Genomic DNA, 12,574 nt, shown 5'->3' on the forward strand with positions numbered 1-12,574 from the left:
TCGGCACGTCAGAGCATGGGAAAAGCCCCCGGTCGCTTCGACCGGGGGCTTCCTGTTGCTCTCAGCCCTACGGGAGGACCGTGATGTGGTTGGCGACCGGGGGCGCCACCGGGGAGTTCGCGGTCAGGTAGTCCTCGAACGCGTCGATGTCGAGCGGGCCGCTCCACAGGTCGTCGCCCAGGGTGAAGGCCGCGAAGGCGTCACCGCCGCCGACGAGGAAGTTGTTGGCCGCGACGCGGATCGACTGGGTCGGGGTGACGGCGACACCATCGATCTTGATGTCGGACACCTTCGAGCCCCACGCCGCGCTGTTGCTGTAGGAGTAGGTGAGGTTCGACGACGGCTGCAGGATCTTGGTGAAGGCCTGGTTGTTCGGGCCGCCCACCCACTGCTGCTCCAGCACCAGCTTGAGCTCGGCGCCGGTCAGCGTGACGACCTGCACGAGGTTGTTGAACGGCTGGACCGCGAAGATCTCGCCGTAGGTGGTCACGCCGGGGCCCTCGCCGACGGGCGAGCTGGCGTAGGTGAGGGTGGTGCGGATGCCGCCCGGGTTCATCAGGGCGATCTCGGCGTTGCCGCCGGTCTTGGCGGACGCGAGCTGCGAGTCGGCGATCAGGTTGCCCAGCGGGGACTCGCCAGAGGGGCCCGCCACGTTGGTGATGTCGGCGGTGATGTCGCCGACCTTCTTGTTGGCGACGGTCGCGACGCGGGTCTTCCACTGGTCGATGAACGTGACGGTGGCCGGGTCGGGGGTGACGGTGCGGCGCACGACGGTGTTGTCGGCGACGACCGAGGAGCGGACGACGTCGCCCGTGCCCTTGTCGATCTGGAAGTCGATCTGGGTCAGCACGCGGCCGAACGACGAGCCCTGCGTGTAGACGCGCTGCTGGCCGGCCGGGTCGGTGGCCTTGCAGATGTAGGCCTGGTGGGAGTGGCCGCTGATGACGATGTCGATCTCGGGGTCGATGCCCTCGGCGATGCGCGAGCCGGCGCCCTTGGTGATCGGGCAGGCGTCGGGGCTCTGGTTCGGGGTGACCTGGTCACCCTCGTGCACCAGAACGACCTGGGCCTTGATGCCCTTGACGTCGCGGAGGTAGGCGGAGGTCTCGTTGGCGGCGGCGACCTCGTCGGTGAACTTGAGGCCGGCGATGCCGGAGGCGGTCACGATCGACGGGGTGGTCTTGGTGACCAGGCCGATGAAGGCGACCTTCTCGCCGTTGATTCGTTCCACATAGTAGGGCGCGAGGGCCGGCTTGTTCTTCTTCTCGTCGATCACGTTGGCCGCGATGAACTCGAAGTCGGTGCCCTTCCACTTGCCGACGGGCGAGCACCCGTCGACCGGGTGGCACTTGCCCTCCATGACACGCTTGAGCTCGCTGATGCCCTCGTCGAACTCGTGGTTGCCGGCGCTGGAGGTGGCCAGCTCCAGCGAGTCGAGGAACGCGACCGTGGGCTCGTCGTGGAAGGCGGCCGACAGCAGCGGGGAGGCGCCGATCAGGTCGCCGGCCGCGACCAGGACGGTGTCGCGGTTGCGCTGCTGCTTGACGTAGGTGGCCAGGTAGGCGGCGCCGCCGACGCCGTCGACGATGGTGCCGCTCTCGTCGGCGATCCGGCCGCTGGACCCCGTCGGGGGCTCCAGGTTGCCGTGGAGGTCGTTGATCGAGAGAATCCGGATCGGAATCAGCTCGTCGTCCTTCTTCTTCTCCGAGCCGCTCGCGCTGGCGCCCGCGGGCCCGATGGCGAGAGCGATGACACCCGCCGAGGCGACGGTGGCCACGGCGAGTCTCTTGAGGGATGCAGGGGTCATGGTAAGTGAGCCTAGAGTGACCACCTGGCCGACCAATGGCGCAAAGGTAACGATTCCCCTCGGTGACACCTGGCGGGATTTGCCAGTCAGGGGTACGTAGAGTGCGTTCCATGAACGCCCACGTGGAGATCAGGGAACGACTCGATGACGACACGGTTGCCGAGGTCCGGCGGCTGGTCCAGGCCGCGACCGACGCCGACGGCGTCCGCCCGCTGAACGAGCACGTCATGCTCCATCTTCGGTACGGAGGCGACCCCGGAGCTAAGACGGCACTTTTGTATGAGTCGGGCGTTTTGTCGGGATTTGCTCACGTCGACCCGACCGACGAGGTCGAAGGCCCCAGCGGCGAACTCGTGATCGACCCCGCCGCCCGCCGCCGGGGATACGGCCGCATGCTCCTGGACGCCGTCCTCATGGAGACCGGCGGACGGCTGCGCCTGTGGGCCCACGGCGACCACCCCGGGGCCGGCCGGCTGGCCGCCTCGTCGGGGTTCCAGCGGGTCCGATCGTTGTGGCAGATGCGGCGCAGCCTGTTCGCGCCCTTCCCGGCCGTGCGAGTGCCCGAGGGCGTGCGCATCACGACGTTCGAGACCGGCCGCGACGAGAAGGAGTGGGTGGCGCTCAACGCCCGCGCCTTCGCCCACCACCCCGAACAGGGCGCGTGGACCATCGACGACGTGCGACGGCGGGAACACGAGCCGTGGTTCGACCCGGCGGGCTTCTTCCTGGCCTTCCGCGACGGGACCATGGCGGGCTTCCACTGGACGAAGGTCCACGGCGACGGCGGCCACGGGCACGAGCCCATCGGCGAGGTGTACGTGGTCGGGGTGGACCCCTCGGAGCAGGGGACCGGATTGGGGAAGGCGCTGACCCTGACGGGGCTCGCCCATCTGCGGTCGCTGGGGTTGTCGCAGGTGATGCTGTACGTGGACGAGGAGAACCGGGCGGCGATCCGGCTGTACGAGGGGCTGGGCTTCAGCCGGTGGGACGTGGACGTGATGTACGCCCCGGCCCGATGAGGTGACCTGGGGGCGAATCGAGGCGCGGCCCTTGGCCCGAGGCCGGCTGCCGGCTCAGGGCTGGCTGTGGCCACGGACTCCCGGCTGTGGCCAGGGCTGCTGGGTGTGGCCTGGGACTTCCGGCGTCGCCGCTGTGGGTTGTCAAGTGGGCTTTGGGGCGTCTCAGTCGCTCGTGGCGGCGGGTTGCCGGGAGCGCGGGCCTGGCGCCGGATGCCGGAGAGCGCCGGGGGCGGCGGGCGGTGCCGGGGTGGGCGGAGCCGTAACGGAGAAAAAGAAGAACAGGCGCGTGATCGCGCCTGTTCTTCGTCGGATCGGGACTACTCGATGATCGCGTGGGCGATCCAGTAGGTGATCGCCGCGACGATGCCCGCCGCCGGGATCGTGAGGACCCAGGCGGTGACGATGTTGCCCGCGACGCCCCAGCGCACGGCCGACAGGCGCTTGGTCGCGCCGACGCCCATGATCGCGCTGGTGATCGTGTGGGTGGTGGAGATCGGGGCCTGGAAGCCGATGGCCGCCACGTAGAGGACCGTCGCGGCCGCGCTCTCGGCCGCGAAGCCCTGGGGCGGGTTGAGGGCGATGATGCGCCGGCCGAGGGTGCGCATGATGCGCCAGCCGCCCGCGTAGGTGCCCAGGGAGATCGCGGCCGCGGCGGCCAGGATGACCCACTGCGGGATGTTGTCGCCGGGCTGGTTGTAGCCGCCGACGACCAGCGCGAGGAAGATCACGCCCATGGTCTTCTGGGCGTCCTGCAGGCCGTGGCCGAGGGCCATGGCCGCGGCGGACACCGTCTGCGCGTAGCGGAAACCCCGGCCCGTGGAATGGGGATTCGACTTGCGGAAGATCCACAGAATCGCGATCATGATGCCACCCGCGAGGGTGAACCCCACGAGCGGCGACAAGATCATCGGCACCACGACCTTCTCCAGCACCCCATCCCAGTGGACGGTCGTGCTGGCCGCCAGCGCCGCCCCCACGAGCCCGCCGATGAGCGCGTGGGAGGACGACGAGGGCAACCCGAAGTACCACGTGATCAGGTTCCACGTGATCGCGCCGACGAGCCCGGCCCCCACGATGACCAGACCGTGGGTGCCTTCGGGCGGCTCGATGATGCCGCTGCCGACCGTCTTGGCGACCTGCTCCCCCAGGTGGGCGCCGATGAAGTTCATCACGGCGGCCATCAGCAGGGCGGCCCTCGGCGTCAGCGCCCGCGTCGAGACCGAGGTCGCGATCGCGTTCGCCGCGTCATGGAAGCCGTTCGTGTAGTCAAACACCAGTGCGATGACGACCACACTGATGACGAGCGCAAGCTCCACTTAACTTTCCTTGACCGCAATCGACTCGACCGTGTTGGCGACATGCTCGAACGCGTCAGCGGCGGACTCGAGCTGGTCGATGACCTCTTTCATCTTGAGGACGGTCAGGGCGTCGTACTCGCCGGAGAACAGCTTGGCCAGCAGGCGTCGATAGACCTGGTCGGCCTGGTTCTCGAGACGGTTGATCTCGATCCAGTACTCGTTCAGGTTGTTGAGCGACCGCAGCCGGGGCATCGCCTCGGCGGTCAGCTCGGCCGCGCGTTCGAGCACCTCGACCTGCCGCACGACCTCCTTCGGCAGGTGGTCGATCTGGTAGAGCACGATCAGATCGGCCGCCGCCTCCATGAAGTCCATGACGTCATCGAGGTTCGAGGCGAGCTTGTAGATGTCTTCGCGGTCGAACGGTGTGATGAAGCTCTCGTTCAACCGGTTCAGGATCGCGTGAGTACGCTCGTCGCCCGCGTGCTCACACGCGCGCATCTTCTCAGCGAGAGCCTCACGGTCGGAACCGTCACTGATGATCTCGACCAGCAGCCGTGACGCTGTGACGAGGTTGTTCGCCGAGTCGGCGAACAAGTCGTAGTAACTGTCCTCACGGGGCGTGAGACGCAGACGCACGTGGATCTCCAGATGTGCGGGGACTGTCCGCAGAGAAGAGTAGAGGCAACCAGGCAGAACGTGAACTTAAGGTAGATGTCACCTAATGGTTGCCCAACGGTCTTCCCCTGACACATAAGGTTCTTCGCTCGTTTTTCAGATCTTGGTGCGGTGGAAGTTGAGGAAAGACCGCGACGGCGTCGGTCCACGCTGGCCCTGGTACCTCGAACCGTACGCGGCCGAGCCGTACGGATGCTCAGCGGGGCTGCTCAGCCGGAACAGACAGAGCTGACCGATCTTCATGCCGGGCCACAACTTGATGGGCAGCGTGGCGACGTTGCTGAGTTCGAGCGTGACATGGCCCTCGAACCCGGGGTCGATGAAGCCGGCCGTCGAATGGGTCAGCAGGCCCAGTCTGCCCAGGCTCGACTTGCCCTCCAGACGGCTGGCGATGTCGTCGGGGAGCTTTATGACCTCGTAGGTGCTGGCCAGGACGAACTCCCCCGGATGGAGGATGAACGGCTCATCCTTCTCCGGCTCGACGAGCCTCGTCAGGTCGGGCTGCTCACAGGACGGGTCGATGTGGGGGTAGCGGTGGTTCTCGAAGACCCGGAACATGCGATCCAGCCGGACGTCGATGCTGGAGGGTTGGATCATGTCGGGGTCGTAGGGGGTGAGACGGACTCTTCCCCTGTCCACCTCGGCTTTGATGTCGCGATCTGAAAGCAGCACGACGACAGGGTAGTGGGAATGAGGGCGTGGGCTTGGCGTGGATCATGTAGAGTGGGCGGAGCACCTTGCGGGTGTAGTTCAATGGCAGAACATCAGCTTCCCAAGCTGACAGCGCGGGTTCGATTCCCGTCACCCGCTCTCGGCGAGCCCTGCTCGGTGGCCTAACGACCACCTTCGCAGGGCTCTTTTGCTTTCTGGGGGGCGACCCCCAGACCCCCGATGTCAGGGGGCTGCGCCCCCTCACGCTCCCCCTGGCCGCTATCGCGTCCAAACATCGCTATCGCTCTGGGTCGCTCCGCTCCGGGCAAAGGGCTCCGCCCCTCGCGCTCCCCGGTAAGGCCTCGCTTCGCTCGGACTGCTGCTCGCTTCGCTCGTCAGAACCTTCTTTTTGGTTACGGCTACGCCTGGTCGGCCACCCGACCTACTCCCGCCATCCGACTGCTGCCGCCAAGAAGGGGTCGGGATAGACGAGGATGCCGCGACCATCGGGCGGCACAGTACAGGCCGACACGGATCTCAACAGCGGGTCCGCAAGTATTCGCTGCTGAGCTCGGGCGGCGGCGAGGTGCAGGGCACGAAAGCGGGGGCGGGCTTGGTGTTCATTCCGCTGCGGGTTATCATTGAGAGTATATATCATTGAAGATATGATGCGATGAGAGATCGATCTCGAGCCAGAGGTGGAGTCATGGCTGGACGGGCTCCCCTTTCCGCTCTACCAGCGGGTTATGCGAAACGTAGACGACTACCTCGTCACTGGCGGTGTCCCTGATGGAGACCATGTAAAGAAGCTCAAGGACGCCGAAGGCGTCCATGAACTGCGCGTTGCTCTCGACCGAACGACCTGGCGACTGACTTTCTGGAAGCCAGCCAACAAAGTGATCGTGATTCTCACGGTCTTCCGCAAAACGCAGGAAGGGACGCAGATCACCGACCTCAATCGGGCAATCGCCGCCAAGAAGCGGTGCGAGGCAGAACACGACCTCACCGTCACGCATACTTTCGAGAGGAGCGCATGATGAGTCACAGCCGTTGGGAAACCTACAAGGCAAAGCGTCTGCGCCAGCTAGCAGCAGATGCGCAGCCACATCCCGAATACGAGCAGGCCGGCCACGACCTGGAACTCGGTGATCAGTTGCGTGAGATCCGCAGGCGCCGAGGTCTGTCTCAGAAAGTCGTGGCGGAGCGGGCTGGGATGTCCCAGCCTGCCCTATCTCGCATCGAGAGCGGGGGCGGCATACCAGATATAGCTACGCTTGTGCGCCTGGGTGCGGCAATGGGCGTGCGATTCCGAGTCGAGCTCATTGTCGACGACGACACCACTGAAATCGAGCCTCTGACAGTGCATCATCGACAGGTCGCCAACGCATGACTGCCAGCAGTCACCCTGTTGTCCTCGCCGATCGAGCTGTCGAAAGGATCTCTTCCGAGCAGAGCTGGGCCGTCGCAGAGAATCCTCAGAAGTAACCTGCTCGCCCTGGCCAACGTCATCCGCATTTCTGGCGGAAGTAGGGACTTGGAGGAAATCGATCAGGTGGCTTGCCCCCGAACGCGGCTCCTCTGAGCAGTGAACCTGCCGGTGAGCTCGGTGGTCGTCGTGCCATTAGCTGCGGTGACCAGAGGTCAACCACGACCACTCACGACCGGCCCGAGCCCGACGCTGACCAGGCAGCCCGGGGTCCGCAGCCCGTGATCGCTGCACTTCCCAAGCTGACAGCGCGGGTTCGATTCCCGTCACCCGCTCTCGGCGAGCCCTGCTCGGTGGCCTAACGACCACCTTCGCGGGGCTCTTTTGCTTTCTGGAGGGCGACCCCCAGACCCCCGATGCGAGAGGGCTTCGCCCCCTCACGCTCCCCCGGTCCGCTGTCGCGTCCCCGTCGTCGCTCCGCTCCGGGTCGCTGCGCTCCTGGCGAAGGGCTCCACCCCTCGCGCTCCCTGGACAGGCCTCGCTTCGCTCGGGCTGCTGCTCGCTTCGCTCGTTAGAACTTTTCCTGTTACGGCTTCGCCTGGCCGGCCACCCGACCAACCCCGGCCGTCTGTGTGGCATGGCCATGTCCGCGGAACTGCTCCCGGATCTGGTCGCTGGTCGGCTTGAAGTCGTAGACCGAGCGGCTCGGTTCCTACCGCCGTCCGCGATGGTCTTTCTGATGTAGACGGCACCACCTGACTAGAGCTCGAAGTACACCGGGCCGGCCTGGCTCGTAGGACGGGTCTGTGGCCGAGCTGGCATCATCAGGGGAGGAGGCTGACACCATGAACTTCGATCGGATCACCGTTGAGCCTGGGAGGCTCGAAGGCAAGCCGACCATCCGGGGCCTGCGCATGTCTGTCGAGACGCTGGTACGCCTGGTCGCCGGAGGGTGGTCCTTTGACGAGATCCTCTCCGACTACCCCGACCTGGAGCTTGAGGACATCAGGCAGGCGCTTGAATACGCGGCGGCTTCAACGAATGTCCATTTCTACAGTCTTCGTGAGCCGGCGTGAACTTCCTGGTCGACGAGAACCTCTCGCCCCGTGTTGCCGAGCTGTTGAGCAAGGCCGACCATGATGCGGTCCACGTGCGCGATCTTCACGCGACAAGTGCTCCAGACGCGACGATTATGGAGCTCGCTGTACATGGCGGCAGGGTAATTGTGTCCGCAGACACTGACTTCGGGGCACTTCTGGCCTACAGCCGCGCGACCGAACCTTCTGTCATCCTCGTGCGGGAGCTCATCGCACTCCGCCCGCCGGAACTCGTCAACATCATCTTGGCGAATCTCGAGGTTCTCCAGGCGCATCTCGAGTTGGGAGCGGTCGCGGCCTTCTCGCCGAACGGCATTCGTGTACGAGCGCTTCCCCTGCGTTGAGGTCATTGATGATACCCGTGCCAGAAGGCGGGCATCCGAGGGCTCTCCCGGGTCGTCACGGTCAATTGTCTTCACCTGAACTAGACCGGACTCACACAGTTCAGAAAGCAGCCTTCAACAGTTGATTCCCAAGCTGACAGGGCGAGGTCGATTCCCGTCACCCGCTCTCAGTGTGGTAGTCGAGGTAGGACGCAAAATCCGAGATCGCCTCAGCCCAGATCGTGGTAGAAGCGCTCCTTCTCGGCTGTTCCCCGCACTCGCTTACGAAAGCCGACGCGTCAGTCATCGCACATGTGACGGCGCTTCCAGGTGCCGGCCTCCCTGCCCTTCACCCACAGGGGCGGTGACCACAGGCACGGTCCCTCCTCTTCTTCTCCAATAGTGCTCACCGCGATCTCTGCCTCGTCTTGGTCCGAGACCTCGGAGTAACCGTCATAGAACGGTTCGGCGAAATCGCGGCCGATCGACTCCGCGAGCCACGGCACGAAGGTGATGTCCTGAGGGAAGAGCGCATGATCCAAGCAGCACAGATTGGGGTCCCACCCCCACATCGCGCCCTCGGGATCGCGGCAATCCAGCAGAGACGCGAGTCCGCACCCCCACTCCAGCAACTGGATCATGCCCGCGCATCGTCCGCCGGACTCGGCCCGAAATCCCAGAGCAGAGTCAGTTATGTCCGCGAAGCTGTCGCTCTTCCAGAAGTCATAGCCCCGTACACCGATGATGCCACCGCGAGGACCGAAACCTCCGTTCCCCACCTCCAGATACAGCCGCCGCAGCAGTGAAGGAAGCGGGTGACCGATGGCCTCTTCAGCCTCAGCGACCGCCTCGGAGGAGGCCATCGGTAGCACATCACGCCCGGGGTTTGACCGTATCGCTTCGAAGATCTCATCTTCTGTCATGATCGGCACTCCACATGCGAGGACCGCTGAAGGAAGAGCCAGAAGTTGCCCACGTCCATAAGGCTGCATGTTGCCAGCTTCGACCGACAATGCCCCAACGCAGAAGCATCGTTCGCATGCCAGATCCGTGCGGCCAGAACGAGCGGCGATCAGCGGTGAATCGTGAGGACTCACGGTCACTCGGCCGACTCTGACCTGTACCCGTGTTTTCCCAGCTCAGCACGCGACGATCAGTAACCTATTCCCAAGCCGACAGCGCGGGTTCGATTCCCGTCACCCGCTCTCGGCGAGCCCTGCTCGGTGGCCTAACGACCACCTTCGCGGGGCTCTTTTGCTTTCTGGAGGGCGACCCCCAGACCCCCGATGCGAGAGGGCTTTGCCCCCTCACGCTCCCCCGGTCCGCTGTCGCGTCCCCGTCGTACACCGCTACTTAACCGAACTGATCTTGGTAGTGAACCATGAGTCTCCTCTCTGGCGGCCCAACTCTCTGTGACCACATTCAGTTCTAAGGGGGAGGGTGTTCGGCGCGTCGCGGCGATCGCCGGGGGCTTTGGGTCAGTGGCAGCGCATGTCGGACCCGGCTTCGTGTCCTCCGTCGAAGAATTCCACGATGACGTCCTTGGAGCCGTCTCCTCGCCATGATCCGCTCGGGTTGACGTATACGGTGCCGGAGAGCGCTCCGCCCTCGATGCCCTCGACCGTGACGGACTTGTAGTAGCGGACAAGCTCGGCATCGGGCAGCTTCGTGATCAGAGCCAGGTGGACCAGATAGTCGCAATGGTTGCTGTTGCCCGACAGCAGGCCCACCACGCGCGCCTCGGCCCGCAGATCATGTTCGGTGTCGGGTGGGAGGGAGAGCATGCTCACCCGTTCGTGCAGCCGGGCCAGCTTCTCGTCGTTGCGCCACTGCGGAACGACGAACACCAGGGTGGAGGCGACGATCGAAGCCAGGAGCGCGAGACATACGAAGAACGGCCACCTCCTCCGCTGCTTCGGTAACGCCTCCGAGGCTGTTTCGGTCAGCACCATGCCATTCTCCAGAGCTCGTCGAGTGATCACCATTCAACAACACGGATCGCTAATTGCGTCGATGCTAAGAAAGCGCCGGCGAGCCGGCTGAGCGGGATCGCGCCCGTGCTCTCAGGGCGAGCCATGGCCGCGGTGTTGATCGGCTGAGCCTGCAAGCTTCATGCCCCCGCTGGCAATCCGGGCCACTCACCGGCGAGCGGGTCAGGATGTCATCTCGGATGATCGTCCAGTCGTGCGGTGGATACTGGGCATACCCAGGCTCACGATGCTTGTGCGCGCAGCCGCTGCCCGTATGGCCTGCAGCTTCTGCTCAGTGGCGGCGAGAGTGGTCTCGATCGCGGAGACTTCACCGAGCCAGCCTTGATCCTTGGCCTCGGAGAGGCGGTCGATCAGGTTGGCGCGGATTTCTTCGAGTCTGGGCATCTGAGCTGGGTCAACGCGAAGAAGAGGGCATCTGACACAGGCGTTTTCATGCGCGCAAGGGCTTCCATGGTCGCGTCCGCATATTCCGAGCGCGACTTTCTGTAGTTCGAAATGGGCGGGAAATTCTGCCCATTCCTATGAGCTGTAATCCATGCGATTCCCAAGCTGACTGCGCGGGTTCGATTCCCGTCACCCGCTCTCAGCGAGCCCTGCTCGGTGGCCTTCGGACCACCTTCGCGGGGCTCTTCTCGTTTCTGGGGGCGACCCCCAGACCCCCGCTGCCAGGGGGCTTCGCCCCCTCACGTCGCATGTAGTGGTTGACGCTGAGCGGGGAGAGCGTGTCACCCTCATCGGGCGTCACGCCTTGGGACCGTGCCAGACTCGGCGGTTCCCACGCGCCGAAGATCGTGAAGCGCGGCTTGGGCATATACAGCGCGTACGGATGCAGTCACTCAGCGCGACTCCCCCGCATAGAGGGCTTTGGGCTCACCCTGAACGCCTAGCTCTTCAGACAGCCGCCAGACACCGGGTTTGATTAGTTCAATTGAGTCTTAGGATGGCTTATCAAACTCCGCAACTACCGTGAACGCAGGGGATCCAGTGGCCGGAAGAGGGCGTCCCACCCGAGCTACGGTGTACGACAGGCTTGCTCGGGCGCTGCAGGAGCTCAACCAACGCCTTGGCGGACTCCCGAGCCCCGCTGAGGCGCAAGAGATCTGGTCAGACATCTGGCATCTGGAGGCGCACCACTCCACCGCGCTCGAAGGCAACACACTCGTTCTACGTGAGGTCCAAACCCTGCTCGATCAGGGAAGAGCCGTCGGCGCCAAGCCTCTACGCGAGTACAACGAGGTCAAAGGGTATGGCGACGCAGCTAAGTGGGTCTACGGGCAGGCATTGGAACCTGAGGTGTGGAACGAGGGCCAGCTCATTAGTCTGAGTGAGCTACGTCATATCCATTACACCGCGATGACACCGGTCTGGGATGTGGCGCCTCACCCTGACGCGACAGATCAAGAACGACCAGGCAGCTTTCGTCAGCACGACCTTCACCCATTTGCGGAGGGCATGACCCCACCTGCCTGGCCACTTGTGCCGGGAGAGATTCAGGCTTGGGTGGACCAAGTCTGTGCCACGGGCAAAAAGCTGGAGGCAGGAGAAGATCTTGGGCACCCCCTGCCCGAGGAACTCGCCCGCATCCACAATGCCTTCGAGCGAGTCCATCCGTTCATCGATGGAAACGGTCGTACGGGGCGGCTCGCTCTCAATCTCATACTGGTGCGGTTGAGCTATCCACCGATCATCATCTTCAAGCAACAGCGTGAGGCATACCTGGCGGCCATGCGCCGAGCTGACGCTGGCGACTGTGGCGCCTTGGGCGAATTGATCGCACGAGCGATGGAGGAGAACCTCAATCGCTTCATCGTCCCCAATGTTGCAGGGCCGGCAAGACTGGTACCGCTGGCCGCACTGGTCGACAAAGAGTTCACCATTAACGCCCTTCGGCAAGCTGCACAGCGTGGACGCCTCAACGCGGTTCAGGGGGCGGATGGGGTGTGGAGGTCGACGCGCAAGTCCGTGGAAACGTACCGCGCTTCCAAGCACAAGCAGTCGGCAAGCTCGAAGGCCCGAACGAAGAAGGATGAAGCGGGGCCAATGGGACTCTTTGATATTGATGCAGCGGAGGGGCATAGCTGACCCAGCCACGGCGGGACACGGCAACGCCGTATGGCTGGCTTCGTCAGGCGGGAGTGTCGTGCCAGATGCGTGCCAGAGCGGTCGGTCGGTCGTGATCCCTAAGAGCCAAGGGCATCCAGTCTCATGTTCATGCCCTGGGCATTCCGTTTCCGCAGGTCAGCTAGGCAAGATCAGTGATGTTTCCCAAGCTGACCGCGCGGGTTCG

The 12,574-nt window shown here is 64.4% G+C and carries 13 protein-coding genes and 1 tRNA gene; 7 read left to right on the forward strand and 7 right to left on the reverse strand.

Annotation, left to right across the window (positions count from 1 at the left end; translation table 11 throughout):
* Positions 1–67: 67 nt before the first annotated feature.
* The gene (locus AW273_RS04235; RefSeq protein ID WP_062345261.1) at positions 68–1,807 is read right to left on the reverse strand and encodes a bifunctional metallophosphatase/5'-nucleotidase; all 1,740 of its coding nucleotides are present in this window, start codon (positions 1,805–1,807) and stop codon (positions 68–70) included.
* A gap of 110 nt (positions 1,808–1,917) precedes the next feature.
* Between AW273_RS04235 and mshD the strand changes: the two genes are divergently transcribed.
* Positions 1,918–2,826 (forward strand): mycothiol synthase, encoded by a 909-nt coding sequence (mshD, locus tag AW273_RS04240; protein WP_062345263.1) that lies wholly within the window; start codon positions 1,918–1,920, stop codon positions 2,824–2,826.
* A 317-nt stretch (positions 2,827–3,143) separates the two neighbouring features.
* Here the strand turns inward: mshD and AW273_RS04245 are convergent, their stop codons facing one another.
* From AW273_RS04245 to dcd, 3 genes are all read right to left on the reverse strand, one after another.
* Positions 3,144–4,142 carry an inorganic phosphate transporter gene (locus AW273_RS04245; RefSeq protein ID WP_030451630.1) on the reverse strand — a complete coding sequence of 333 codons (999 nt, stop codon included), beginning with the start codon at positions 4,140–4,142 and terminating at the stop codon, positions 3,144–3,146.
* Positions 4,143–4,760 (reverse strand): DUF47 domain-containing protein, encoded by a 618-nt coding sequence (locus AW273_RS04250; RefSeq protein WP_062345265.1) that lies wholly within the window; start codon positions 4,758–4,760, stop codon positions 4,143–4,145.
* A gap of 135 nt (positions 4,761–4,895) precedes the next feature.
* Positions 4,896–5,471, reverse strand: coding sequence for a dCTP deaminase (dcd, locus tag AW273_RS04255; protein WP_062345267.1), 576 nt, complete (start codon positions 5,469–5,471; stop codon positions 4,896–4,898).
* 67 nt (positions 5,472–5,538) lie between these two features.
* Here dcd and AW273_RS04260 point away from each other — a divergent pair.
* The 5 genes from AW273_RS04260 (at position 5,539) to AW273_RS04275 (ending at position 8,317) form a co-directional block, all read left to right on the forward strand.
* A tRNA-Gly gene (locus AW273_RS04260) sits at positions 5,539–5,609 on the forward strand.
* Positions 5,610–6,148: 539 nt separating this feature from the next.
* A complete protein-coding gene (locus AW273_RS04265; RefSeq protein WP_232327054.1) occupies positions 6,149–6,487 on the forward strand; it encodes a type II toxin-antitoxin system RelE/ParE family toxin in 339 nt (112 codons plus the stop codon).
* Positions 6,487–6,840, forward strand: a complete 354-nt coding sequence (locus AW273_RS35970; protein WP_083949477.1) for a helix-turn-helix domain-containing protein — start codon at positions 6,487–6,489, stop codon at positions 6,838–6,840. The genes AW273_RS04265 and AW273_RS35970 overlap by 1 nt, the downstream gene beginning before the upstream one ends.
* Positions 6,841–7,682: 842 nt before the next feature.
* Entirely contained in the window at positions 7,683–7,952 is a 270-nt protein-coding gene (locus tag AW273_RS04270; RefSeq protein WP_198167983.1) for a DUF433 domain-containing protein, read from the forward strand.
* The gene (locus AW273_RS04275; RefSeq protein ID WP_062345269.1) at positions 7,949–8,317 is read left to right on the forward strand and encodes a DUF5615 family PIN-like protein; all 369 of its coding nucleotides are present in this window, start codon (positions 7,949–7,951) and stop codon (positions 8,315–8,317) included. Before AW273_RS04270 ends, AW273_RS04275 begins: the two co-directional genes overlap by 4 nt.
* Positions 8,318–8,595: 278 nt before the next feature.
* On the opposite strand, the gene AW273_RS04280 is transcribed toward AW273_RS04275, so the two are convergent.
* From AW273_RS04280 to AW273_RS04290, 3 genes are all read right to left on the reverse strand, one after another.
* The gene (locus AW273_RS04280) at positions 8,596–9,219 is read right to left on the reverse strand and encodes an SMI1/KNR4 family protein (protein WP_157555546.1); all 624 of its coding nucleotides are present in this window, start codon (positions 9,217–9,219) and stop codon (positions 8,596–8,598) included.
* 555 nt (positions 9,220–9,774) lie between these two features.
* Positions 9,775–10,248 (reverse strand): hypothetical protein, encoded by a 474-nt coding sequence (locus AW273_RS04285; protein WP_062345273.1) that lies wholly within the window; start codon positions 10,246–10,248, stop codon positions 9,775–9,777.
* Positions 10,249–10,449: 201 nt separating this feature from the next.
* Positions 10,450–10,671, reverse strand: coding sequence for a hypothetical protein (locus tag AW273_RS04290; RefSeq protein WP_062345275.1), 222 nt, complete (start codon positions 10,669–10,671; stop codon positions 10,450–10,452).
* Between the two features lie 633 nt (positions 10,672–11,304).
* Here AW273_RS04290 and AW273_RS35975 point away from each other — a divergent pair.
* Positions 11,305–12,369: a Fic family protein gene (locus AW273_RS35975; RefSeq protein WP_198167984.1), complete on the forward strand. Its 1,065-nt coding sequence runs from the start codon at positions 11,305–11,307 to the stop codon at positions 12,367–12,369.
* Positions 12,370–12,574 lie beyond the last annotated feature (205 nt).

This window comes from Herbidospora yilanensis (assembly GCF_001570565.1).
GTDB lineage: Bacteria > Actinomycetota > Actinomycetes > Streptosporangiales > Streptosporangiaceae > Herbidospora > Herbidospora yilanensis.